The 25,194-nt window shown below is 61.6% G+C and carries 21 protein-coding genes; 6 read left to right on the forward strand and 15 right to left on the reverse strand.

Going from position 1 to position 25,194, the window contains the following annotated elements:
* Positions 1–4 precede the first annotated feature (4 nt).
* Positions 5–1,267, forward strand: a complete 1,263-nt coding sequence (locus tag NKJ88_RS27265) for an FAD-dependent oxidoreductase (protein ID WP_023727400.1) — start codon at positions 5–7, stop codon at positions 1,265–1,267.
* A 33-nt stretch (positions 1,268–1,300) separates the two neighbouring features.
* Here NKJ88_RS27265 and NKJ88_RS27270 read toward each other — a convergent pair whose 3' ends face one another.
* The gene (locus NKJ88_RS27270) at positions 1,301–2,392 is read right to left on the reverse strand and encodes a rhodanese-like domain-containing protein (protein WP_023727401.1); all 1,092 of its coding nucleotides are present in this window, start codon (positions 2,390–2,392) and stop codon (positions 1,301–1,303) included.
* Entirely contained in the window at positions 2,389–3,747 is a 1,359-nt protein-coding gene (locus NKJ88_RS27275; RefSeq protein WP_352446286.1) for an LLM class flavin-dependent oxidoreductase, read from the reverse strand. Before NKJ88_RS27275 ends, NKJ88_RS27270 begins: the two co-directional genes overlap by 4 nt.
* A 197-nt stretch (positions 3,748–3,944) precedes the next feature.
* On the opposite strand from NKJ88_RS27275, the gene NKJ88_RS27280 reads away from it, so the two are divergent.
* Positions 3,945–5,399: an FAD/NAD(P)-binding protein gene (locus tag NKJ88_RS27280; protein ID WP_050593973.1), complete on the forward strand. Its 1,455-nt coding sequence runs from the start codon at positions 3,945–3,947 to the stop codon at positions 5,397–5,399.
* Positions 5,400–5,479: 80 nt separating this feature from the next.
* Here NKJ88_RS27280 and NKJ88_RS27285 read toward each other — a convergent pair whose 3' ends face one another.
* Together NKJ88_RS27285 and NKJ88_RS27290 are read right to left on the reverse strand one after the other, a co-directional pair.
* Positions 5,480–7,075: an ABC transporter substrate-binding protein gene (locus NKJ88_RS27285; protein WP_023727404.1), complete on the reverse strand. Its 1,596-nt coding sequence runs from the start codon at positions 7,073–7,075 to the stop codon at positions 5,480–5,482.
* Between the two features lie 94 nt (positions 7,076–7,169).
* Positions 7,170–8,765: an ABC transporter substrate-binding protein gene (locus tag NKJ88_RS27290; protein WP_023824720.1), complete on the reverse strand. Its 1,596-nt coding sequence runs from the start codon at positions 8,763–8,765 to the stop codon at positions 7,170–7,172.
* 335 nt (positions 8,766–9,100) lie between these two features.
* Here NKJ88_RS27290 and gcvA point away from each other — a divergent pair, with 335 nt between their 5' ends.
* Positions 9,101–10,114, forward strand: a complete 1,014-nt coding sequence (gene gcvA / locus NKJ88_RS27295; RefSeq protein ID WP_352446289.1) for a transcriptional regulator GcvA — start codon at positions 9,101–9,103, stop codon at positions 10,112–10,114.
* 6 nt (positions 10,115–10,120) lie between these two features.
* Here gcvA and NKJ88_RS27300 read toward each other — a convergent pair whose 3' ends face one another.
* The 9 genes from NKJ88_RS27300 to NKJ88_RS27340 are packed head-to-tail and all read right to left on the reverse strand — an operon-like array spanning position 10,121 to position 19,354.
* Positions 10,121–10,981 (reverse strand): NADPH-dependent oxidoreductase, encoded by an 861-nt coding sequence (locus NKJ88_RS27300; protein WP_352446291.1) that lies wholly within the window; start codon positions 10,979–10,981, stop codon positions 10,121–10,123.
* 51 nt (positions 10,982–11,032) lie between these two features.
* Positions 11,033–12,127 carry an LLM class flavin-dependent oxidoreductase gene (locus NKJ88_RS27305; RefSeq protein WP_352446293.1) on the reverse strand — a complete coding sequence of 365 codons (1,095 nt, stop codon included), beginning with the start codon at positions 12,125–12,127 and terminating at the stop codon, positions 11,033–11,035.
* Between the two features lie 37 nt (positions 12,128–12,164).
* Positions 12,165–13,520 carry an LLM class flavin-dependent oxidoreductase gene (locus tag NKJ88_RS27310; protein ID WP_352446295.1) on the reverse strand — a complete coding sequence of 452 codons (1,356 nt, stop codon included), beginning with the start codon at positions 13,518–13,520 and terminating at the stop codon, positions 12,165–12,167.
* Positions 13,517–14,698, reverse strand: coding sequence for an acyl-CoA dehydrogenase family protein (locus NKJ88_RS27315; protein ID WP_352446297.1), 1,182 nt, complete (start codon positions 14,696–14,698; stop codon positions 13,517–13,519). The genes NKJ88_RS27310 and NKJ88_RS27315 overlap by 4 nt, the downstream gene beginning before the upstream one ends.
* Before the next feature lie 4 nt (positions 14,699–14,702).
* A complete protein-coding gene (locus tag NKJ88_RS27320; RefSeq protein WP_023727409.1) occupies positions 14,703–15,044 on the reverse strand; it encodes a DUF3088 domain-containing protein in 342 nt (113 codons plus the stop codon).
* 10 nt (positions 15,045–15,054) lie between these two features.
* A complete protein-coding gene (locus NKJ88_RS27325) occupies positions 15,055–16,410 on the reverse strand; it encodes an LLM class flavin-dependent oxidoreductase (RefSeq protein WP_023830927.1) in 1,356 nt (451 codons plus the stop codon).
* A 13-nt stretch (positions 16,411–16,423) separates the two neighbouring features.
* On the reverse strand, positions 16,424–17,599 hold the full coding sequence (locus NKJ88_RS27330) for an acyl-CoA dehydrogenase family protein (RefSeq protein ID WP_023670851.1): 1,176 nt from the start codon (positions 17,597–17,599) through the stop codon (positions 16,424–16,426).
* Positions 17,600–17,623: 24 nt separating this feature from the next.
* The gene (locus NKJ88_RS27335; RefSeq protein WP_352446300.1) at positions 17,624–19,063 is read right to left on the reverse strand and encodes an NAD(P)-binding domain-containing protein; all 1,440 of its coding nucleotides are present in this window, start codon (positions 19,061–19,063) and stop codon (positions 17,624–17,626) included.
* Positions 19,064–19,081: 18 nt separating this feature from the next.
* The gene (locus NKJ88_RS27340; RefSeq protein WP_352446302.1) at positions 19,082–19,354 is read right to left on the reverse strand and encodes a hypothetical protein; all 273 of its coding nucleotides are present in this window, start codon (positions 19,352–19,354) and stop codon (positions 19,082–19,084) included.
* Positions 19,355–19,883: 529 nt separating this feature from the next.
* Between NKJ88_RS27340 and NKJ88_RS27345 the strand changes: the two genes are divergently transcribed.
* The 3 genes from NKJ88_RS27345 (at position 19,884) to NKJ88_RS27355 (ending at position 23,870) form a co-directional block, all read left to right on the forward strand.
* The gene (locus tag NKJ88_RS27345; RefSeq protein WP_352446304.1) at positions 19,884–20,168 is read left to right on the forward strand and encodes a hypothetical protein; all 285 of its coding nucleotides are present in this window, start codon (positions 19,884–19,886) and stop codon (positions 20,166–20,168) included.
* A 152-nt stretch (positions 20,169–20,320) separates the two neighbouring features.
* Positions 20,321–21,361, forward strand: a complete 1,041-nt coding sequence (locus tag NKJ88_RS27350; RefSeq protein WP_352446305.1) for a hypothetical protein — start codon at positions 20,321–20,323, stop codon at positions 21,359–21,361.
* Positions 21,362–21,440: 79 nt separating this feature from the next.
* On the forward strand, positions 21,441–23,870 hold the full coding sequence (locus NKJ88_RS27355) for a caspase family protein (protein ID WP_352446307.1): 2,430 nt from the start codon (positions 21,441–21,443) through the stop codon (positions 23,868–23,870).
* Here NKJ88_RS27355 and NKJ88_RS27360 read toward each other — a convergent pair.
* A complete protein-coding gene (locus NKJ88_RS27360) occupies positions 23,851–24,711 on the reverse strand; it encodes an SH3 domain-containing protein (protein ID WP_352446309.1) in 861 nt (286 codons plus the stop codon). The genes NKJ88_RS27355 and NKJ88_RS27360 overlap by 20 nt on opposite strands.
* A gap of 269 nt (positions 24,712–24,980) precedes the next feature.
* Positions 24,981–25,194 (reverse strand): hypothetical protein (locus NKJ88_RS27365; RefSeq protein ID WP_352446311.1); only part of this gene is annotated, 214 nt, incomplete at its 5' end.

Here is a 25,194-nt window from a genome sequence, read left to right on the forward strand (position 1 = left end):
CGTCATGGCATCCGAACATGTCGAAGTCGCCATCGTCGGTGGAGGCCCTGGCGGCCTGACACTGGCGCAGGGCCTGAAGAAGAACGGCATCGGCGTCGCCGTCTTCGAGAAGGATCGCGCCCGCACCGACTATGTCCAGGGTTTCCGCCTGCGCATCCGCCAGCGCGGCATCGATTCGCTGATCGCCAATCTGCCGCCGGAACTCTACGAAGCCTTTGTCGCCACGCTCGGCCAGGCGCCGGACCGCAACATCCTGCTCGACGAGAATTTCGAAACCTTGGGCGAGGATGCCTGGGGTGGCGGCAATGCGCAGGGCGAGGTTGACGACACGCATATCGAAAAGTCGGTGAGCCGCATCACGCTGCGCCAGGTGCTGCTGTCCGGCCTCGACGGTGTCGTGCGCCATGGCAAGGTCTTTTCACGCTACGAGGAGCAGCCGGACGGTTCGGTAACAGCGCATTTCGAGGACGGCTCGACAATCCATGCCGATGTGCTGGTCGGCGCCGACGGCGCCCGCTCGCGCGTGCGCCAGCAGTTGGTGCCGCATGCGCGAAGCTTCGACACCGGCGTCAGGCGCTTGGCCGGCAAGATGACGCTGCATGCCGCAGCCCTTCACCAGATCTCGCCGCTGCTGCTCGACTACAATGCCGGCATCCGGCCGTCGGAAGGTCACGGGCTGATGGTCACCAGCCATCGCGTCAATGTCGAGGCCTATCGTAGATATGGGCTGATCGGGCTGGACGACGACACCCACAAGGACATTGCCGGTTTCCATTTCAACAACACCACCAGCTATGTCTGGTGGAACACCGCATACGAAAAGGGCGAGCTGGCCACGGATGAAATGCTGGCAAAGCTCTCCGGTGCCGACCTGCTCGACCTGCTGGTTTCGAAGATCGGCCACTGGCATCCGGAGATCCTCAACCTCATCCGCCACACCGATCCGTCGACAGTGGCGCTGCTGCATGTCCACAGCTCCGAGCCTGTCGATCCATGGCCGACGAAACGGGTCACGCTGCTTGGCGACGCCATCCACGCCATGACCTATTTCCGCGCGCTCGGCGGCAACACCGCGATCTACGACGCCGGCTTGCTGGTGCCCGAACTCGTGGCCGCCAAACGCGGCGACAAGCCGCTTCTCCAGGCACTGTCGCACTACGAGGCCAGATTGCTGGAGCACGGCGCCAAAGCCGTGCGTTCTTCGCTGACGGCGATGCAGAAGAACGTGCTCTCAGGCCGCCGCCGTCAACAGGAAGCCGCCGAATAGCAGCCCGAAAAATCGCCTGACAGTGCTCCTACCTTACGCCGCTTCCACCAGGCTCGCCGACTGGAAGTCGTGCAAGAGGATGGCGATCTCGAAGCCGCGCCGCTGCAGCCAGTGCGCCGTCGTCGCCGCGCGGACGCCAAGCAGATCGTCGATCAGCACGATGCGGGCGCCGCGCACGGCGATGGTGCGATAGGCGACCCCGAGCAACTGCCCACCCTCCGACGTGATCGACCCCGGAATATGCGCTTCGGCGAACTCTTCCGGCGTACGCACGTCAAGCAGGTAGGTTGTCCGCTTGTCGTCCCTCGCCCAGGCTGCGGCCGTCGCCGCATCGATGCGCGGAAAACCGTCGCCCTCGGCAAGCTTTGCGATGTGCTCCCCGGCGAAACGCTTGGCGTCCTCGCTGGCCGGACCATAGGCAGCGGTCCTGCCGGTTTCCAGCTCGAGGCCGGCCTCGCGCCACGCCTTGGTGCCGTCGTGCAGATAGGCGACCTTGTTGGGCACGCCGGCGTCGATCAGCGTCTGCGCGCCGATGATGGCGCGCGGCAGGCCGGCGCAGGAGACGACCACCTGCGTCTCCGGCGACGGCACCAGGTCGGCGAAGCGCAGCACCAGTTCGGCGCCCGGCACGCTGATGGCGCCCGGCACATGGTCCTTGTCGAACTCCGCCACCGTTCGACTGTCGAGGATCACCACGTCGGCGCCCTGGCCTTTGAGCGCTTCAAGTTCGTCTACGGTGATGACCGGCGTTCCCTTCTCGTCGCGGATCGCCAGCGAAAAATCGACGCCCGGCGTGTCGAAGGTCGGCAAGCCGTCCACGCCGCCTTTCGTCCATTCAGGAATTCCACCGGCCAGTGCGAAAAGCTGGCTGCGACCATGCCCGGACAACCGTTCGACAAGTTGCTCGGCAACGCAGCTGCCGTCATCGGCCAGCACGGTGCGCACCGATTTGCGCGGGATGAAGCGGTCGATCTCCGCTTCGACGTGATCCGCCGGCAGATTGGTGGCAAACAGCGGCGACGCGTATCCGACTGCCGCTCTGTCCCGGATATCCAGCACCGCCAGTTCCTCGCCATCGGCCAGCCATTGGCGAAAAATTTTCCAATCGATCGTGCTCGCGCTCATGAGGCCTTCCTCTGCTGATGTTCGGCAACGCCACGGACCGGACGCGCAAGGCCGAGATTCTCGCGCAGCGTGCTGCCTTCGTAAGCGGTGCGGAACAGGCCGCGCCGCTGCAGCTCCGGGATGACGAGATCGACGAAATCGGTGAGGCCCGTTGGCAGGATCGGCGGCATGACGTTGAAGCCGTCCGCCGCACCGCCGGTGAACCACTCTTCCATCATGTCGGCGACATCTTTTGGCGTGCCGACGATCTGGAAATGGCCGCGCGCGCCGGCAACGGCGAGATATAATTGCCGGATCGTCAGGTTCCGGCTCGCGGCCAATTCGGAAACGACTTTCAGGCGGCTCTTCACCGCATCGGAACTGCCGAGTTCCGGCAACGGCCCGTCGAGCGGATGGCCGGAAAGATCGACGCCACCGAGCAGTCCGGAAACCAGCGCCACGCCGACCACCGGATCGACCAGCCGTTGGATGGCGTCGAACTTGTCTTCGGCTTCCGCGCGCGTCGGCGCAACGACCGGGAAGACGCCGGGCATGATCTTCAAGCTGTCGGCGGAGCGGCCGAACGACCCCAGCCGGCCCTTCAGCTCGCTGTAGAAACCCCGCGCCGAGTCGATGGTCGGATGAGCGGTGAAGACCACCTCCGCCGTGCGCGCCGCAAAATGCTGGCCAGCATCGGACGAACCGGCCTGGACGATGACGGGGTGGCCCTGCGGCGGGCGGGCGACGTTGAGCGGGCCTTTGACGCGGAAATGCCGGCCGACATGGTCAGGCGCATGGATGCCATGCCGGTCGATGGCGATCCCCGAAACCTTGTCGGCGACGAAGGCATCGTCGTCCCAGCTGTCCCACAGCTTCTGCGCCACGGCGACGAACTCCTCGGCGCGGTCGTAGCGGTCGGCATGAACGGGATGCTGGTCGCGGCTGAAATTCGCCGCCGCCGGAGCGTCGGCCGAGGTGACGACGTTCCAGCCTGTCCTGCCGCCGCTCAGATGGTCGATCGAGGCAAACAGCCGCGCCAGGTGGAACGGCTCCCAATAGGTGGTCGAGGCGGTTGCCACCAGCTCAATCCTCCGCGTGATGGTCGAGAGCGCCGACAACAGCGTCAGCGGCTCGAAATGCACGACATGGCCGGTGCGTTCGAAAGTCTCGATCGGCTGCTCGCCATTGCGCGCGCTGAGGCTGTCGGCAAGAAACACCATGTCGAACAGGCCGCGCTCGGCGGAGCGCGCGGCGTCTGCATAGTGCTGGAAGCTCAGGCCAGGATTGGCCGGCACATCGGGATGGCGCCAAGCGGCGACATGATGGCCAGGCCCTCGGACAAAGGCGCCAAGCCTCATCTTTCGATCTTCAGTCATGGTCGGCTCTCGTGGCGTTCTCAGGCTGGTCGCGCTATGGTTTTCATCTCTAGCGCCTGCCAACCCCACTGCGCGAAAGAATGCCTTTCGCCGACTGGCAATTATTGTTTTTTGACATCGGGTTGGGGCACAGCACGATGGTCGCCGCCGCAGTGATCGGCTAGAGCCACGCACCGTCGGCGTCACAAAGGTCCTTGATGCTTCATACCCCGTCCTCCCAGCCTTTAATCAGCACTTCGCGCTCGATCCCTCGTTCAATCATCATCATTGGCGGCGGCTTTGCCGGCGCGGTTACCGCGATCAAGCTGCTCGACCGTTCGACCGAGCCGCTGGCAATCACCATCATCGAGCGCCGGGCCGAGCTCGGCCGCGGCGTCGCCTACAGCACCATCGACCCGCAACATTTGGTCAATGGCGCGGCGCGCATCTTCTCGCTGCATCCTGATGACCCCGATCATCTCGTTCGCTGGCTCATGGCGAATGGGCCGGAGCATGGCTGGGCGCCGCCCGCAGATGTCCCGGACTCCAGTCCGCCGCGTTGGCTGTTCGGCAGCTATGTCCAGTCCGAACTGACGAGAGCGACCAAAGACGCGGACGGGCGTTCCTCATTGCGCCACATCAACGCCTCGGCAATAGACATGCTGACCGGTCCATGTGGTGTCTGCGTCGGCACCAGCGATGGCCAGCAATTGCTGGCCGATGAGGTCGTCCTGGCGACCGGCGTGTTCCAGAGCGAGCCGTCCGCCACGGAAGCAGCCATCGTCGGCGATCCCCGCTATGTCGCCAACCCCTGGAATCCGGCGGCGCTCGACCGGCTTGCCGGCAGCAGGCAATTGCTGCTGATCGGCTCGAGTCTCAGCATGGTCGACGTCGTCGCCAGCATGGAGGCGCGCGGCTTCAAGGGCAGCTATCGCGTCGTGTCGCGGCGCGGACAGATCGTCGAACCTCGGCGCAATACCGAAGCGTGGCGCGATTTTCTTACCGGGCGGCCGCTGCCGAAAACCACGAGGGCGCTTCTTGCCTTGGTAAAGGCCGAACGCCGGGCCATCGAGGCCGCCGGGCTGGACTGGCAAGGGCTGCCTTTGACGATCCGGCCGTGGATCCTGGCTCTGTGGCAAGGCGCTACCGACAAGGAGCGCCTGAAGTTCGCACGCCATCTGCGCGCTTTCTGGGACGTCACCGCGCATCGAGCGGCGCCGCCGAGCTTTGAGCGCGTCGCACTGGCGCAAAGCCAAGGCCGTTGGGCGGGCGGCGCCGGACGGGTGCTGGCACTGCATCCGCGAGCCGGCGGCATTGTCGCCGAGATCCGCTGGCGCGATAGCGGCGCGGTCGAACGGCTGCGTTTCGACGGTGTCGTCAACTGCCGGGGCCATCAGGAGCATGACTGGCGGCGGATCGCCGATCCGTTTGTCCAGAGCCTGCTGGAGAACGGCATCGTCAGGCCGCATGCGACCGGGTTCGGCATCGACGCCACGCATGACGGCCAGGTGATTTCCGGCGACGGCAGGACCCACGGCAATCTGTTTGCCATCGGCCATCCGCTGCGCGGCGTCGCCTGGGAATCGAGTTCCATCGGCGAACAGCTAGCGCAAGCCATCGCCCTTGCCGGCCTTCTGGTCGGCTCCAGCCCAAGGCTGCGTGCTCTGGCCTGACCGTTCTGCACCTCAAGACAATAGAATCGAAAAGGGCCGCGTCGAGACGCGGCCCCTTTTCTTGCTGATGTCCGCCGGGTTCAGGCGTTCGGATCGATATATGCGTCTGCGAAACTGGCCGACAGGCCTTCAGCACCCGGCGCGTAATTCTTGACGGTCTTGCGGGCAATGATGATGGTCGGCGGTGCGATCAGATTGATGATCGGCAACTCGTCGGCGATGATCTCCTGGAACCTGAAGAACAGCTGCTTGCGCTTGGCCTCGTCAAGCTCCACCGATGCGGCCTCCAGCAGCCGGTCGACCTCAGGGTTCTCGTAGTGCGCGCCGTTGGAGAATGGCAGTCCGATCTTGATGTTCTGCGACCAGTAGAGCCGTTGCGCACCGGCGCTCGGGTCGAAGATGTTGCCGCAGGATTCCGTCGACAGGTCCCAGGTGCGATCCGTGTAGATGGTTTTGACATAGGTGCCGAAGTCGAATTTCTGGATCTCGGCGTCGATGCCGATCTTGGCCAGTGCCTGTTTGAGGAAGTCGGCATAGCCCCACGGATTGTAGGGATTGTTGGTGAGCCTGAGCTTGAAGCGGATGCCGTCCGCTCCGCGCTTGAAGCCAGCCTCGTCGAGCAGTTTTTCCGACAGCGCCGTATCGACGGTCGCCGCCTTCACATCGGGATCGAAATACTTCTTGTTGACGACGCTGATCGGTGTCGGCGACACCTGGCCATAGCCGTAGAACACGATGGCATTGATCGCATCGAGATCGATGGCATGCGCGATTGCCTGACGGACCTTCTTCTCCTTCAGGATCGGGTTTTCCAGGTTGATGATCAGCTGGTGCAGCGGGCCGCTATAGGCAAAGACGGTGCTATCGACGACGAACTGCGGCAACGCCTTGAACCGCTCCAGATCGGCAAACGCCACCGGGTTCGGGCCGATGTCGACTTCACCCGTCTCGAGTGCCGCGGCGCGCGCGCCGGAATCGGTGATGAAGCGGAAGATGATCCGGTCGAGATAGGGTTTTGGCGCATCCCAATAGGTCGGGTTCTTCTCGACGATGATGTGGCTGCCCTTGACCCATTCCTTGAGCACGAACGGTCCACTGCCGATGATCTGCTCGAAGGACGGATCGTCCGCCGGCTTCAGCTTCTCGTAGATGTGCTTGGGCACGACGGGCGATTCCGTCGCGGCCAGCCCCGAGATCAGCGCGGCGGACGGTTTAGACAGTTTGATTTTCACCACATGCGGATCCGACGTGTCGACGTCGGTGACATTCTGGAAGGTGATGCGTCCACGCGGATGCGCTTCACGCAGCCGCGAGATCGAAAAGGCCACGTCTTGCGATGTCAAATCATGGCCGTCGCTGAATTTCACCCCCGGCCGCAGCTTGAAGACATATTCGAGCCCGTCATCGCTGATCGACCATTCGGTGGCCAGTTGCGGCCTTGGATTGAGGTCGTAGTCGTAGGCGAGCAGGCCGTCGAAAATCTTCGGCCCGATGGTGGCCGGTCCACCGGCGCTGGTGTTGATGGAAACGATCTGGTTGGGCTCGGGATAGTAGACGAAATTGAGCGTGCCGCCCGCCACCGGCTTGGCGTCTTCGGCAAAGGCCCCGGCAGGTAGGGCGGTACTCGCGCCGGCCAGCAGCAGGAACTGATTGAACAAGCGTCGGTTGATGGTCATGGTCGGTACTCCGCGTTTGCGCGATTTGTCTTTATGGGGAAAAGTCGGGATCGGTGGTTTCACGCACCGATCCAAGGCAAGGCAATCCGAGCGCCTATGCGTTTGGCGCGAGCCAGATCTGCGCGAAGCTGTTGTTGATGCCTTGCGCTCCGGGTGCGAAATCCCTGACCTTCTTGTTGGCAACAATCTGGGCACCGGCCGCAACGAGGTCGACCGACACCACGTCGTCATGGATGATGTGCTGGAACTTGTACCAGAGCTCGCGCCGTTTCGTTTCGTCGGGCTCGATTGCGGCGGCTTCGAGGATCTGGTCGACCTCGGGGTTCGCATAGTGGCTGGCGTTGGAGAAGACGAGGCCGATCTTGAAATTCTTCGACCAGTAGGCGCGCTGGACGCCGAGCGTCGGATCAAAGGTGTTCGACAGCGACTCAACCACCAGGTCCCAGGCGCGGTCGGTGTAGACGGTCTTCAGGAACGTCGACAGATCGAGCTTCAGGATCTCGGCGTCGATGCCGACCACTGCCAGCGACTGCCTGATGAAATCGGCATAGGACGCCGGCAGGAACGCGTTGTAGGCGAGCCGGAGCTTAAAGCGCGTGCCGTCGGCGCCGCGCGGATGGCCGGCATCGTCGAGCAGTTTCTCCGCCAGTTTGGGGTCGGGTTCGCGCGCCTTGATGCTGGGGTCATACCATTTGGGCAGTGCCGTGCTGATGGGACTTGGCGATACCTGCGCATAGCCATAGAGCGCAATGTCGACCAGCTTCTGCAGGTCGATCGCGTGGGCGATGGCCAGACGCACGTCGCGCTTGGTCAGGATTTCGTTCTCGTAGTTGAAGAACAATTGCTGCTGCGGGCCGGAATAGGCATAGGTGTTGGTGTCGACGACCAAAGCGGGGTTGGCCTTCAGCCGCTCGATATCGGCCAGCGGCACGGGATTGGCGCCGATATCGATCTCGCCGGTTTCAAGAGCCGCCGAGCGTGCCGCCGGGTCGAGAATGACATGCAGCACGACGCGGTCGAGGTAAGGCCTTGGCGCATCCCAATAGTTCGGATTGCGATCGAAGATCAGATGGCTGCCGGGCACCCATTCCTTGAGAACGAAGGGGCCGGTGCCGATCGTCTGTTCCAGCTTGGGCTGTTCTGCCGGCTTGAACGTTTCGTAGACATGCTTCGGCACGATCGGTGATTCCGAACTGCTCAGCGCCGTGATCAGATAGGGCGCCGGCTTCGAAAGCACGACAATGGCGGTGTGCGGATCGGGCGTCTCGACCGCTGTCACGTTCTGGTAGGTGATGCGGCCGCGCGGATGCGCCTCCTTCAGCCGGAAGATGGTGAAGGCAACATCTTCCGAGGTGAAGTCCTTGCTGTCATGCCACTTGACACCCTGGCGCAGCTTGAAGGTGTAGCGCAGGCCGTCATCGCTGATCGACCACTCCGTGGCCAGCAGCGGTTTCGGGGTGAGGTCGTAGGCGAAATCAAGCAGGCCTTCATTCACCTTGGGGCCGATCGCCTGGCCGGTGCCCGACGAGGTGTTGATGGCGATCAGCGACGTCGGATCGGGATAGTAGGCCCAGTTGAGCGTGCCGCCCTGAACGGGCGTGCCTTCGGCTGCAAAGGAAAGGCCGGGCAATGCGAAACTCGCACCCCCAAGCAGCAAGAGCTGGTTGAAATGACGACGATTGACAGACATGGTCTTGGGCTCCGGAAAACGGATTGCATCCGGCGGCCGAACGCACTCCGGCGCCTCGACGCAATGATCCCTGCCGTCGCGCAAAACCGGAAGAATGATTTTCTATCGTCGGCCGAAAGCGCCGCTTTGCACGACTGGTTCATTCCAGGCCTGCGAAGCCGACCGACACCCAAATCGGTGCTGCCCGTCTTATTCTACAAGAATAGTAGACATTGCGATTTTTTAGATTTCCGTTCCCGCTGGCGCGACGCTGCGGCAAACGAAATTTTCCGCCGCGCGCTTTGGCGCAAAGCCCGCCCTCGTCGCGCCGGGTCCGAACGTGTTGAATGCGCCTCATGGTTGATCTCATTCGCGCCAAACCGAGGAAGCTACGACCGACGCTGGCGAGACTTCCGCCGCTGACCTCGCTTCGCGCCTTTGTCGCAACCGCCCGCCATCTGAGCTTTACGCGAGCGGCGGAAGAACTCCATGTCACGCCCGCCGCCATCGGCCAGCAGATCCGCCTGCTGGAGGATCACCTGGGGCAACCGCTGTTCCAGCGCAACCGGGGCGAGCTTTTGCTGACCTCGGCCGGTCAGGCGCTGATGCCCGGGCTCACCGAGGCTTTCGACGTCGTTGTCGAATCGGTCGCGCGTATTTCCGGCGACGAGGAGGATGCGCCGATCAAGGTGTCGGTCGCGCCCTCCTTCGCCAGCAAATGGCTGATCCCGCGCCTCGACGCGCTGCGTGAGGCGGTGCCCGGACTCGAAGTACTGGTCGATGCATCGACAAGGCTTGCCGACTTTGCCAGCGAAGATATCGACTGTGTCATCCGCTACGGCTCGGGCGCCTATAGCGGCCTCATCACGGAACGGCTGTTCTCGGAAGCGGTGCTGCCTGTCTGCAGCCCCGAATTTGCCCGCACGCACGGCCTCTTCCGTGGACCGGAAGGGCTGCGTAACGCGCCGATCCTGCATGAGGACGGGCCGGAGCGCGATCCAAGTTGCCCCGACTGGAAGGGCTGGCTGCGATCCAACGGCCTGTCCGGCCGCCTTGTCGACGGTGGCATACGGCTTAGCCAGTCCTCGCTGGTACTCGACGCCGCGGTTGCCGGCAAGGGCATCGGTCTCGGCAAATTCCGACTGGCCGAGCCTGACCTTGCGGCAGGGCGGCTGGTCAGCCCTTTCGGCTCGCCGCAGCCGGTCGAGTTTTCCTATTACTTCGCGACGACGCCACACAAGGCGAAGCTCGCGACCGTCGAGCGCTTCCATGGCTGGCTGAAGGCTGAGGCGCGAAGGGTTGGCGCACTCGACTTCACACCGCCGGCAGCACTGCCGGCGCGCATCGCCATCGTCGTCGCCGCCGAATAGCCTTGGCTATTTAAGCTTGAAGCCCATCGCCTTGAGCGCATCACCCAGGCGATCACGGCCCTTCAGCGCCGCAGTGCTGCCGATGCGGTTCGACATCAGGTCGGTCCAGTCGACAACGGGCATCGACTGCTCTTGCTGAAAGGTGCGAAGCGTCAGGTTGTACGCTGCGAGATCGTCCTGATCGACGCCTGACTGATAGCGCTCGCGATGCAGCACAACACGCTGCGGCAGTCTGGGCTTGATGTCGGTCGCAGCCAGGAGATCGGGACAGCCAACGGTCAGGCCGAACACCGCCACGGTTTCCGGCGGCATGCCGAGCTCTTGCGCCACGGCCTCAGGATGATTGCGCATGGCGCCGATGTAGCAGGAGCCGAGCCCGAGCGCATCGATTGCCACCACGGCATTCTGCGCGGCAAGTGCTGCGTCGATCACGGCCAGCAGAAAACTCTCCTGATAATCGAGCCCCTCGCCCGCCCGGCTGTTTGCCTCGGCAATGGCGCGCAGCCGTGACAGGTCGGCCAGCCAAACCAGCAGCAACGGCGCCTGCTCGATATGGCGATTGACCGCCGCCAGTCCGGCAAGCCGCGCCTTGCGCGCCGGATCCTCGACGGCGATGACGCTCCACGCCTGCAGATTGGACGAGGTCGGCGCCGACTGGGCGGCAGCGATGATCAGTTCGAGCGTCCCTTCGGGCAGAGGCCTGGCGAGATAGTTGCGGACCGAGCGATGTGAAAGGATCGCCTCGAGGGCTTCGTTCCAGTTTGCAGTGTTCGCCTCTTGCGGCGCCCGGTAACGCCGCCTTAGTGCTGCTTCACCGCGCAGGTCGGCGTCGGAAGGGCGGATGCTGAAGGCGGCCGGCTGTGGCATTGTCGTCCCTATTTGGCGATCTGGCTCGTTCGGTGTTCTGACAACCCCACGTCATTCAACAAGCGCGGCTTGGACCCTATTGCGCAACAGCGGGAGCAACTGGTCGCCTTGCCGCTTGATCTCGGAAAGATACGGCGTGTCCGAGAGCACGAAATGCGTGATGCCCAGATCCCGGTACTTGCCGAGCGAACTGGCCACGTCGGCGGCCGAGCCGACCAGCCAGGTGGTGCCGGCGCCGCCGCCGCCATATTTGCCCGGCGCAGTGTAGAGATTGTCGTCCAGCACCTCGCCGCGCGTGTGGAGATCGAGCAGACGCTGCTGGCCTACCGCTACCGCCCGACCATGATCATTCCAGCCGGCGCCCTGGCCCTTTGCCATTTCGGCGACCTTCGCCTCGGCGTCCGCCCAGGCCTGCCCGGTGGTGTCGCGGACCAGCGTGGTGACCCGCAACCCGAATTGTAGAGGTGGGAGGTCCCGGTCAAGTTCCCGGCTCAAGGCCTTGAGCCGCTCGATCCGCTCCCGGACGCCGTCGAGCGGCTCGCCCCAGAACAGCTGGACATCGGCCTCGCTGGCCGAGACGCGCTCGGCCGCCTCCGACGCGCCGCCGAAATAGAGCCTGGGATGGCGACGGTTTCCACGGACAGGGATGCGGGGCATGACGGTAGACCCGGTGACCTTGAAGTGCTCGCCGGCAAAGGTGACGTTCTCTTCGGTCCAAAGTCTGCGAACCAGCCGCATGAACTCTCTGGTGCGGGCATAGCGATGGTTCTGCTCGCCTTCGCTGTCGCCATAGGCAGCGAGGTTGTCCTTGCCCGACACTATGTTGATACGCACGCGACCGCGGGTCAGCTGGTCGAGCGTGGCGACCGCGGATGCGAAGTGCGCTGGCCGCCAGTAACCCGGGCGGATCGCGATGAGCGGCTCGAAGGAGGTGGTCCGCGCGGCGAGCGCGGCGGCGACGGTAAACGTGTCGGGCCGGCCCCAGCCGGTACCGATCAGCGCGCCCTTCCAGCCGTGTTCCTCAAGCGCCTTTGCGTGGCTGGTCAGCGTCTCCAGGCTGTTGTGGTCCTCGACGGCCGGCTCGCCGCGGTGACCGGGATCGACCTGGTTCGGGATGTACCAGAGACATTCGGGATCAGCGCTCATTGTCGGGCCTTCCGCGCCGTTATCGTTTGATGATCGTTCAATGGGTGGCCCCGAGCAACCCTGACGCCTTGTGCGGCTGCGGCGCGAAACGGCTTTCAGGCCTGATAAGGCCCAGATGGTCGCGCAGCGTGCGCCCTTCATAGTCGCTGCGAAACAGGCCGCGCCGGCGCAGGATCGGCACGACCGTATCGACAAAGACTTCCAGCCCGGTCGGCAGCACGTCAGGCATCAGGTTGAAGCCATCGGCGGCGCCGGCGACAAACCATCTTTCGATATCGTCGGCGATCTGCTCCGGCGTGCCGACAACGGTGCGGTGGCCGGTACTGCCGTTGAGCGCCCGGATCAGTTGGCGAACGGTGAAATCGTTGTTGCGGGCAAGTGCCAGCGTGGCCTTGAAGAAGGTGTGGCCGCCGTTGGGCGGCAGCGGGATGACGTCAGGCAGCTTCTCGTCGAGCCTCAGCCGCTCGCGGTCGATGCCGAGCACGCCCGACAGCCGCGTCAGGCTGTAGTCGAGCGGGATGCGGTCCCACAGTTCTTCCTGCCGCCGCTCCGCTTCCGCCTCGGTGCTGCCGATGATGGTGGCCAGACCGGCGAGGTTGAGCGGCACGCCGCCGCTTCTGCCACGGGCGACAGCCCGGGCCTTCAGCTCCTTTGCGTAGGCGAGCGCCTCCTCGAACGATTGCGACGCGGAAAACACCGCTTCGGCGTGGCGCGCGGCGAGCTCCTTGCCGTCATCGGAACCGCCGGCCTGGATGACCACCGGATGCCCTTGCGGCGAGCGCGGCACATTGTGCGGCCCATGCACCGAAAAATGCGCGCCCTCGTGCTCGATGGCGTGAACCTTGGCGGCATCGACGAAGCGCCCACTGGCGACGTCGCCGATGAAGGCATCGTCCTCCCAGCTGTCCCACAGCGCCTTGACTATTTCGGTGAATTCGGCGGCCCGCTCGTAGCGCCGGCCATGATCTATCGCGCCGGTCAGGCCGAAATTGCGGGCCGAGGCGGGATCGGCCGTGGTCACGATGTTCCAGCCGATGCGCCCGCCGCTGACATGGTCGAGCGTCGCGAAACGACGGGCGATGTTGTAGGGCTCGTTGAAGCTGGTCGATGCCGTCGCAATCAGGCCGATGCGCTCGGTCGCGGCGGCTATCGTCGCCAGCACGATGGTCGGTTCCAGCGATGTAATCGGCCGATAGTCGATGCGATCCGAAATTGCCGCCTGATCGGCAAGGAATATAGCGTCGAGCTTGGCGCGCTCGGCGATCTTCGCCACCTGCACATAGTGGTCGACGGTGAAGGCGGCATAGGGGTCGACCCCGTCCATCCGCCATGCCGCCGGCGAGAAGCCGGCGTGCAGGATGTTGACATTGAGGTGGAGCTGCCGGTCGCTCATCGAAAGACGCCGGGCTCGGGATAGGCGCCGGTCAGATACCAGGTGCCGACGGTGCGGGCCTTGTATTCGGCGGGGTTGTGCAAGGTGTGGATGCGCGCATTGCGCCAGAAACGGTCGAAGCCGTATTTGCGCACCGCCGAGCGCGCGCCCATCACCTCGAAGATCTCGGTGGTGACTTCGAGCGCGACATTGCCGGCCAGCACGTTGGCCGCGGCAACTGCAACCGCCGCTTCCCCGCGCTCTTGCTCGGTCAACGCCTTGCCGCGCGCGATCGCATGATCGATCGCCGCCGCAGCGCGATCAGCCAGCACCGTTGCCGCCCGCGTCTTGACCCAGAGCTCGCCATATTGCCGCTTGATCCATGGATCGTCGATGTGGCGCTCGACGCCGGAATACATCCACGGTCGCGAGCTGTTGAGCGTGTAGTCGCGTGCCGCTAGCAGTGCGCCCTGGGCGGTGCCGATGAAGACATTGAGCAGCACGCTTTGCTGCTGCAGCGGGCCGATGGTGCGGATCGGCAGCGACGCGTCGACCCAGCCGCGCACCAGTTCGTTGTCATGGATCCTAACATCCTTGTAGGCGACCTTGCCACTGCCGGTCTGCGTCTGGCCGATGCCGTCCCAGTCGTCGAGAATGGTGATGCCCTCACGATCCGCCGGGATGGCCGCGAACTTCCGCTCGCCGCTGAGCTCGTCTTCCCAAGAGGTCGAAAGATAGTCGGCGACATGCGAGCCGGAGGCGAAGGGCTTGAAGCCGCTGACGATCGTCCACTCGCCATCCTTGCGGCCGAACAGCGTCTTGGAAAAGCTGTTGCCGGTGTTGCCCCAGAACCAGTCGCCCGCAGCCGAACGCCGCAGCAGATCGGCTGAGCGCGGTTCGTCCGAATTGAGCCTTGCGGCGATCAGCGCGCTGAAATGGTAGCCGTAGATGTGGCCGATCGAGCCGTCGACCTTGGCGAACTCGCGGCCGATCTTCAGCGCCGTCGAATAGGGTTCGCCGGCGCCGCCGAATTCCTTGGGAATGACGATACTGAGCAGGCCGCTCTCCTTGAGCAGGCGGATCTGTTCAACGGGCCTGCCGCCAAGCTGGTCGCGCTCGACCGCGTCGCGGGCAAAGATGTCGCGCAGCTCGACCGCCTTGGCGACCCATGGATTGGAGGTATCGGGATCGAAGCTCATCAGGTCACTCATGCAGATGCGGGAAGCCGTGGCGCTCGGCAAGCAGCGCAAGAATGCGCCTTGTGTCGTCGGCAAAGACCTTGCCCTTGGCGGTCGGTAGGTCGGCTGGCGGATCACCGCCGACGACCAGCACCGGCAGCGACTGGTGGCGTTCGCCGAGCGTATCGATGACCTTACCCCTCGGCCTTGCGAACGGCACGCGCTCGACGTCCAGCCTGGCGGCAAGATCGGGAAAGGCTGCGAGCAGCCCTTCGACCTTGTTGGAATAGGGGCAGACGAAGGTCTGGCCCGGATGCTTTGGGTCGGCGAAACCCGGCTGGATGAGAAAGAGCGTGTCTCGCGCCATCGGCTCATTCCTATTCCGCCGCCGCAGCGGCATGCCGCGAAAAACGGTTTGCCGGCCGCTTCAGGCCGAGATTGTCGCGCAAGGTCCTGCCCTCATACTCCCGACGGAACAGGCCACGGCGGCGCAGTTCCGGCACCACCAACTCGATGAAATCCTTCAAGCCGCCGGGCATGATCGGCGCCATGATGTTGAAGCCGTCGGCGCCGTAATTCTCAAAGCGCTCTTCGATCGTGTCGGCGATCTGTTGTGGCGTGCCGACCACCTGCCAGTGGCCGCGAGCGCCGGCGATGCGCAAATAGAGCTGCCGGATCGTCAGCTTCTCGCGCCGCGCCAGATCGATGACCAGCGCCTGCCGGCTCTTGCCCGCATTGGTCTCCGGCAGTTCCGGCACCGGCCCGTCGAGCGGATAGGCGGTCAGATCGAAGCCGCCGGCCAGCGCCGAGACCAGACCGAGGCCCACTTCCGGCTGGATGAGATCCTGCAGCTGTTCGAACTTTTCCTGCGCCTCGGCTTCGCTGCGGCCGACGACCGGAAAGATGCCTGGCAGGATTTTCAGATCATCCTCTGAACGGCCGTACTTACCGAGCCTGCCCTTGACGTCGGCATAGAAGGCGGTGGCTTCATCGAGCGTGATCTGCGCGGCGAAAATCGCTTCCGCGGTGCGCGCCGCCAGCTCCTTACCGGGGCCGGACGCGCCCGCCTGGACGACGACCGGATGGCCTTGCGGCGTGCGCGGCGTGTTCAGCGGACCGCGCACCCTGAAGTGCTGGCCCTTGTGGTTCAGCACATGCAGCTTGTCCCTGTCGAAATAGCGCCCGCTCACTTTGTCGCGCGGGAAGGCATCATCCTCCCAGCTGTCCCACAGGCCAAGCACGACATCGGCGAATTCCTCGGCGCGATCGTAGCGGTCGCCGTGCTGGATATGCGTATCGTGGCCGAAATTGAATGCCGCATCCGGATCGGACGAGGTGACGAGGTTCCAGCCGGCGCGCCCGCCGCTCAGATGGTCGAGCGACGCGAACTGGCGGGCCAGATTGTAGGGATCGGAATAGCTGGTCGAAGCCGTGGCGATCAGGCCGATGTTGGTGGTCACCGCCGACAGCGCCGACAGCAGCGTAATGGGCTCGAACGGATAGACGCCGCTATGCGCCTTGCGGCTGGCAGCCTCAAGATTGCTCAGCCGCGCCGCGACGCCATCGGCAAAGAAGATCGCATCGAATTTGGCCGCTTCCGCGAGCCTGGCCAGTTCGACATAGTCGCCGAGGCTGGTCCCCTCGGCCGCCTGTGGATGGCGCCATGCCGCCACATGGTGGCCGGTGAAGAGAAGAAACGCTCCAAGCTTGAGCTTGTCCTTGCGCCTGGCCATTTTCCGCGCCTCCTCAGCGATACAACCCGCCGACCGGGAATTCCCCGGTCAGCAACCAGGTGCCGATGGTGCGCTTCTTGTATTCGGCCGGGTTGTGCAGCGTGTGCGTGCGCACATTGCGCCAGAACCTGTCGTAGCCATTGGCCTTGGTGGCCGAGCGGGCGCCCATCACCTCGAAAACCTCGCTCGATGCGTCGAGACCGATTTGCCCGGCATAGACATTGGCGGTGGCAAGGTCGATCGCCGTCTGTCCGCGCTGCTCCAGGGTCAAGGCCTCGCCCTTGCCATAGGCGGCATCGAGGCTGCGCGCCGCCACATCGGCGAGTTCGGCGGCAGCCAGCGTGCGGATATAGAGATCGCCATATTTGCGCTGAACGAACGGATCGTCGGTGTGGTTCTCATAGCCGGAATAGACCCAGGGTCGCGATTGCGAGACCGTATAGTCGCGGCCTTCGCTCAGCGCTCCTTGCGCGCTGCCGACGAAGAGGTTGAGCAGGACCGCCTGCTGGAAGAGTGAAATCAGCGTCTGGAACGGCGTCAGCGGCACGGCGGGCGAGCCGATTAGTTCGTCATCACCGATATGCACATCCTTGAACGTGACTTTACCGGAACCCGTCTGCCGCTGGCCGACGCCATCCCAGTCATCCTCGATGACGATACCTTCACGATCGGCCGGGATCGCAGCTGCCAGGCGGTCCTGGCCGTCTTCCCATGCCACCTGGATATAGTCGGCGATGTGCGAGCCGGAAGAGAACGGCCGGAAGCCGTTCAGGATCCAGCCCGAGCCGTTGCGCCTGGCCGTAGAGGTCTTCGACATGGCGTTGCCGGAATTGCCCCAGACCCAGTTCTCGCGGGCCGAGCGTGTCAGCAGTTGGTCCTTCTGCGCGTCCGTACCGCGAAACAACACGCCGTTGAGCGGCAGATGATGGTAGCCGTAGAGATGGGCTAGCGAACCATCGGTGCGGGCAAATTCGCGCACGACGCGCAGCACCGACAGCCAGGGCGCGCCCTTGCCGCCATAGTTTTTGGGAATCTGCGCCGACGGCAGTCCACTTTCCTTGAGCAGGCGGATCTGCTCGACCGGTCGTCCACCGGCCTTGTCGCGCGCCACCGCATCGCGATCGAAGATGGTGCGCAGCTCGACCGCCGTGGCGACGAACGGGTCGGAAAGGTCAGGGCTGAAGGTCATCGGCGTTTGTCCATGGAAATGCGTCTATTCCGCCGCAATGGTCTGTGCCGGCCGCCAGACGGCAGAGGCGTAGGCCTCCTCCCCGAACTCGGCCGGATGGCTGCCGGTTATGCGGCTCTCATGGCTGTCGAGATCGGCAAGGAAGAGATCGCGGCTGATGCGGGCGACGACAGCCGGCACGTCGCGCCTGATCGAGGGAACATCGCCGATCGGCAGGCCGAAACTGACGAAGCCGCCTGGATTGAAGACGTGGATGTTCCTCAGGAACGGCGCCTCCCCCAGCGCTTTCTCAAGGAATTCATGGCCGAGGCCGAGATAGGGATGGGCGCCGAAAAATTCATCCAGTTCGCCTTCCGCCGGCGCGTATTGGTCACGCCACAGCCGGATCGAGGCGGCGAAATTGCTAAATTCCGGCTTGCGCGTCGGGTCGGCGAAATAGCCGGTGCCGGCGATGACGAAGTCGAAAGCGAACGTCTCGGCGCCGATGTCGGTGACGACCTTGCCGCCGTCGATATCCGCATTCGTCCAGGGGGCACCGAGATGCAGGTGGAAATTCTTGTGCCGCACCACCCGCTCCACGGCATCGGGCGGTGGCGTCGAACCGGCCTCGCGGAAGCGCAGTGCCTGGCGCCACCGCACCGGATCGGGCAAGCGCGGATAGTTGTCATAGGCGCCGGAATAACCCCGCACGCGGTTGATCGGCACGCTGGCGATACTGGTGCGCCGCGCGAACAGGCGCACCGATTGCGCGCCGGCCTCAAGGGCTGTCCCCGCCGCATCGAATGCCGAAGCCGCCGACCCGACGACAGCGACCGCTTTGCCCTTGAGCGAGGCAAAATCGATTGCCGCAGAACTGTGTGCGACAAAGCCCTGGGGCAGAGCAGCGAGCACCGCCGGTATCATTGGACCGCCGCTGCCGCCAAAGCCATTGGCCAGAATGATCTTCCGCGCCGTTTCGATCAATGGCGTGCCGCCGGCATCGAGGTGGAGGCGAAGATACCCGTCAGCCGGCTCGATGCGAAGGAGACGCGTGCCGTAGCGAATGCCAATGCCGAGAAAGTCGCGATACCATTTCAGGTAATTCGCCCAATCCGTCCGCGCGATGCGGTCGAAGCCGGCATAGGCTTCGGCACCATGGCGCGCTTCGTACCAGGACTGAAAGCTCAGGCCCGGCAGGCCGAGTTCCGGTCCCGGCAGGCCCTTTGGTGTTCGCAGCCGGTTCATCCGCGCATGCGTGAGCCAGACGCCGGCCTTGCCCTCATCCGGCGCCGCATCGATGACCGTGACCTTGCCGATGCCGGCCCGCCTCAACGCGAAGGCGAAGGTCGCGCCCGTCTGCCCGCCGCCAACGACAAAGACATTGTGGTCGATGCCCTCCCGATCCGGCACCCAATTTTGCGGATCGGGACCGATCAGTCGAAGTGTTTCGCGGGCGTCGTGATCTGGATCGGACGGTAAGGCCATTTCGGTCCTGGCTGAAGTTCAAGCGTTACACCAAACTCCGCCCCGGTCGGCAAACAGTCCAGAAATGTCTGCTTTGATTGCCCGGTAGTTTTTTTCACTTGCATCCAACGGCACAATCGGAGCGTCACCGGGCTGCTGCCGGATATTCGGCACCACCTGCAATCCGTGATGACAAGCGAACAATTGGCGCGCAGGACTGACATAATCTGAACGCTCGGTTGCCCGCGTCGGATTCCGCTGCAATTCTTGCCCGTTGAAAGGAGTACGCTGCGTTTCCGACACTTCACCCAAGTAGGGGTCGAGCCCACGTGTGGAAAAACGCGTCATGCACCCGAAAGGAGACCTCGAAGACTTCGATTGGTGGCGGCTCTCACCACGCCTTGAGCCTGCACCGGCGTCAAGTACACGGCGCTGTCGCGGTCGCGATTGAGATCTATCTCAAAGCACGACCGATGGAAAACGATGCGGTTGGGGACATTAACGATTACCATTCTCATGGTTGCCTCAGCCTTTACCTGTCCGGGCTGGGGAAGAGAATTCTGTCGGAATTGGCTGCCAGATCCGCACAGATCAACCGAACTGGCAAGCGCATTTTGAGACTGCGGCCGAGTTCAGAACCCGCCTAATTGCACGTCGTTGCCGCCCGATTGCCGCACGCATCGTTGCAGGGTATTTCGAACCCAGGGGCTTGAGCTAGGTGTGACGGTGCCATCAACGAGACGGAGAAAATTGACGAACGGGCCCCAAAACCATTTTGCCCAGAAGCCATAGATTTACCCGATAACGCTCAATTCAAACTCAAATAATTAGGCGTAAGATATTGATACATAATGAACTGGTGGTGGTGACAGTCACGTACGAACCGGTCTCTGCTCTGTTTTCCCTGATAACGCCAAAAAACAGCGAATTTTTCGCCTTTTGGGACCCGCAGCCCGATTTTTTGCGGGAAATCACTGAGCCAATTCAAGGATTTAGCAGTGAATTCCCTAGCGTTGTGAACAGCGAATTTTTCGCCCACGAACAGCGAATTCAATCGAAGGAGCAAGAAGCAACCGGCGTCACCGAGTTGGGACTACTGTGTCGCGCGCTTCCATCATTTGCTTGACTTTAACGGGAAGTGCGACTGGGTTGTTGCGATCGGTCCTATCGCCTCGATAGCTACATGCAGCGCACTTTTACCAGACAAGAATTGTATGACCTCGTTTGGTCGACACCCATAGCCACACTCGCCCAGCAGTTCGACATTTCGGACCGAGATTGGCCAAGACTTGCGCGCGTTACCAGATACCGGTTCCTGGCCGCGGCTATTGGGCAAAATTCGAAGCGGGCCAATCTGCAACGAAAACGCCGCTTTCGAAAATCGACAATCCGACTTTAGAGACCGTCCACATTGGTGCTTACAAACCGCCCGTGAAGCCATATGTCGCCTTTGCGATCGAGGCGGCGGCCAGCACAGTTGCGGTGCTGAGATCTGCGAACCCGCACCAGTACGGCGAGGTGTCAGTTCCTGGTGTGAGGGTGCACAAGAGCTCCGTGTCCCGGCTGATATCAGTTCTCCATCACTTAGCTCTTGCTCTCGATCAACGAGACATCATGCTCAGCCACGGTGAGAAGGGAATAAAGACCGCCATTGGTCCCGACGATGTGCGGCTTGAGATTAGCGAAGCCCGCAATCGGGAAAAGCAGGTTCCCACGCCTGCTGAGCGCAAAAGGCAGGAAGAGCACGAGAGGCGCCGTGAAATAGCCCAGCGGCGGGGTCAATGGCTTTACCCGGAGAGCTTCTGGCTGGAATACGATTATATCTATTCGGGGAAACTCAGCCTGGCAGATGGCGCCCGCAAGCGCTGGAATGACGGCAAGCATCAAAGCTTGGAAGCCACGCTTGAGCCGATGGCAGATGGCATTCTTTTCCACCTGGCCTTTGAAAAAGCTCGTCGGGAGGAGCGGGAAGCGGAAGAGCGCCGTCGCAGGCATTTGGCGAATAGGCGGGAGCTTCACAAAAAACGCCAGGAGCGCGAGGCAAATAGGCTAAGCTTCCTTCGTTGGTTGGCCGAGCAAAAGGAAGCGGCCGACCTTCGGACCACGATTGCCAAGGCGAGTGAGTTTCTCCCCGAAGCAAGTTCCGAGTATCTTGGGATGACCGCATGGGCGGAACAGCGGCTGGCACACTTAGAAGCGCAGAACGAGCTTGACGTGCTGACGTCGAACCTACGAGAACAAAACCTCTTCCCCGATCCGGATGACTTGCACGACCCAGAGGGCGATCCGGCGCCCCCGAAAAGCCCCTGGAGTTATTGACCGGCTCGCCCGACGCAGAGGGAAACTTATACAGCTCGCGAGGGGATCTTACTTGCACAGCTTGCCTTACGGGATGGACTTGAGCAATGTCGTCATGGCGAGGCGCAAGTTTTCGGAGCAAGTCTTGACACTACGACTGCTACTGCTTTTCTTTGTTGCACTGGTCCCATTCCAGTCCGCCCGATCAGACACGCTGAAGGGTGTGGCTCTGGTCATCGGCAATGGCGACTACAAGAAACTGTCGCATCTCACCAATCCGCCGAACGACGCTCGCGCCGTCGAGCAGTTGCTTTTTGGTCTCGGCTTCAAGATCCATGTGGCTAGCGATCTCGACCTCAAGCGTCTGACGCGCGACCTTGAGGATTTTGTCGACGATGCTCAAGGCGCCGATGTCGCCCTGCTTTATTATTCGGGCCACGGCATCGAGGGGGGTGGTGAAAACTTCCTAGTTCCCGTCGATAGCGACCTTTCAGCGCTCTATGATGCAAAGGAGAAGTTGGTTCCATTGTCAACTTTTGTCGGGCAACTACAGGCAATAGTACCAATCACCATCGTGCTCCTCGATGCCTGCCGCACCAACCCGTTCCCGGACGGTGCAAAGCTAAAATTGTCGCCTGGTAGCGCACCTGTCTCGATCGCAAAGGCCGGCCTCGGCGCCACTCGCGACGCTACTCCCCTCCGCGGCAGTGAAGGGAGAAGCGACAGTCTAGGCACGATCATCGGGTTCGCTGCTGCCCCTGGTTATGCGGCTCTCGACGGGGAGCCCGGCGGCAACAGCCCCTACGCCGCTGCACTACTAAAACATTTTGATGCCATGTCAGGCGAGGAATTTGGCACGGTCATGCGATTCGTCACCGAGGAAGTCTATCTCAAGACCAACGGAAGGCAGCGGCCTTGGGTGAACGACAGCCTGCGGCGCTTTCTATACTTCGGAAGGGCTCCTGCGCCACCTACCGGTGACGAAGGTGATATCCTCAAAGAGCGCCGTCAGCTACTCTTAACCATAGCCCTGATACCGGACGCGAAACGCCGTCAGGTCGAGACCGCTGCAGCCGACGTCGAGGTGCCAATGGACGCGCTCTACGGCATGCTGAGGGCGCTTGGCGCCGAGGTGCCGAACGATCCAGCCGAGCTAGAGAGAGTGCTGCACTCCGAAGCAGAGAGGTTGAAAAGATTACTTGCCGAACGCAAAGCAATCGATAGTCCCGACGCAGAAATCGTCCGATTGACTGCCCTTGCCGATAGTGCAGAGCAAGACGGCCTACTAAACAAAGCCAATGAACTACGCGAGCGTGCGAAAGCACGCGTCAATGAAGTAAGACCATCGCGCGAAGACGAGGAGGATAAGCTGCGCGAGAGAAATATCGAAGACGCCGCCGTATACGCTCGAAGTGCCGAAACGAAGATGCTGCGACTTGAGTACTTGGACGCTTCCAATGATTATGCGGTAGCATTTGAGATTGCAGAAAAATGGGATGACGCTTTCGCTGCTTGGGCGAAGCTATCAGAGGCAGATACATTGCTAGAGTATTTTGAATTAAAGAATAACCAGGCTGTGGCTGGCAGAATCATGACCGCAATCCAAATGGCACGTGAACACTCTTCCCCAACGTCGAGGGCCCGCGCTGAAGTCGAGAACAGTAACGCCAACGCTTTGCAGATCTTGTATCCCGACGATCCAACTTCACTTCAATCTGCAATTACAGGCTATCAACGAGCACTGCTGAGCTTCGCAACCATGTCTGACGCCGCAGAACGTTCGGACATTCTGGGCAATCTCGCATCTGCCAAAGTCACGCTCGGGGTGCTGGAAAACTCCAATGCTCAGATTGAGAGTGGGATAGAAACTTATCGGACAGCCCTAGCGCAGGCGCCTGACGATTTGCGGAACAAGCGTCGACGCCTCCTAAGCGGACTTGGAAGCGCCTTGGAAACACTCGGGAGGCATTCGAGCGACGAACGTGCATTCCTTGAGGCCGCAATCAACGACAAGCTAGCTTTAGACGGAATGACGCCTGGACCTGAATGGGCGAAACTCCAGAATAACTTGGGAATCGTGTTGCTGCAACTCGGTGACCGACGTTCCGATGAGACTTATCTTGGGCAAGCGATCGATGCGTTCGAACTGGCACTTTCATATCGGACAAGGGACGCCTCGCCGATTGCTTGGTCGTTGACGCAAAACAATCTCGGGTACGCAAGAATAGTCCGTGGGGCAATATCGTTTTCCGAGTTAGAAATCGATGCCGGCATTAAAAATGTTCAGGTCGCAATCGAAGTTTTCAACACCCACCGCGTCGCAAGGTATTTGCCTTATGCCCAAGACAGCTTGTGCCTCGGCCTTTTCCAGAAGTACAAGTTCTCGCAAGGAAGATTCCGCTTGAAAACCGCGCGCGATGCGTGTGCGAGTGCTCTGCTTGCATTCGAGGCGGCCAACCTCGATGCCGAGGCATCCAGAACACGCACCCGCCTTCAAACTATCGACGATATCAGCGCACAGGCTCGCTAGGCTGCTCAAGAGCCTTCTTCAACTCTCGCAGTTGGGATGATGTTGCCGGCTTCTTACTTCGCACAGATGCGACGGAGGTCTCACTGGGCTCAGGCCCAGCCTCACCAGAAAGCCTCAATCCTTTGTCTAGAAGAAATTCTTTATCCGCATCCGAAATTGAGGCGCCCGTCACCGGATTGTAACGCAAATCACAAGATGCAAACGAGATCTGCGCAAACCAGCCCGAGGGGCGAATTCGAACCTTTGCTTTCCTAAGGCAGCGTGGAACTTCGAGAGGGAATTCGAACTGGAATTCTTCTCCTAGTTCATATGGCCACATCGTCCTAAGTCGAGCGCCGGTCTCCGGGTCAAATCTTAACCCATCAGCCCTGGTTACGAAGCAGTACGCATCGAAATCAATCTTACTAGTCTCTAAACGGCGAAGAACTTCTCTATAAACCCTTAAATTTATAAGACCATCACCTATATAAAAGCATTCCTTAGATTTATTTTTGGGTTTATTACTGTAGTCAATACCCAGGTTTCTAAGCTGGTCAAACCCAAGCAGTACGGGGTATTTACTTGATACTGAGAAATCGTTACATTTAATATACATGCTATATACATATCCAATGGAAAATCCTGAAATATCCACTACAGATACCCATCTTCCTTCGCGATCCTTGCTGAATACAGTCAATCCATTCTTCAAACTCCCGAGAATAGCTCCACTAGGCTGGTCTCTGTAGTTAAGACGCGTTCCCGTTGGGTCAGCAACGACACAGACTGCAGCCTCCGCTTGCATGTTGCTATAAAGCAAACAAAATGTCAGCATTATTGACCAAAAAAATGCCCTGACCATCAACCGATTGCCTCAATGAAAAACTCAACGCTGTTTTGACGATAGCAGCGTTATTAGCTTTCAAGCAAGCATTCGCGGGCTGATTTTGGCGATGGCTTCGGTGATATGTCCACGCTGCTTTCAAATGATTTCTTGACGCTCGACAGCGTCACCAAGGATCTCGCTCGTGCGGTTCAATAGTGACTTCGTTAAGATCCAGTGATAAATTGAACGAGAAGCCGTTTTACAGAAACAACAAACGACTTACAGCGCAAGTATCCCAACACCGTTTACTGAGTTGCCACTATAGTGCCCTGTGCTGCCGCTCTCACAAAATCGAACAGAGCTGGTGTCTGGGCGTGGCGGGTGGTGTCCTCGAGGAGGTTGGGATCGGGGCTTGAGTCTCTGGTCGTCCTGACCTTGCCGGCGAGCACGTCCTGATAGAGCCCAGGCACTCGGGTCTCGGCATAGGTCAGCCATTCCTTCATGGTGATAGCGCCGTCG

The sequence above is a fragment of the Mesorhizobium sp. M0016 genome (genome assembly GCF_040324035.1).
Taxonomy (GTDB): Bacteria; Pseudomonadota; Alphaproteobacteria; order Rhizobiales; family Rhizobiaceae; genus Mesorhizobium.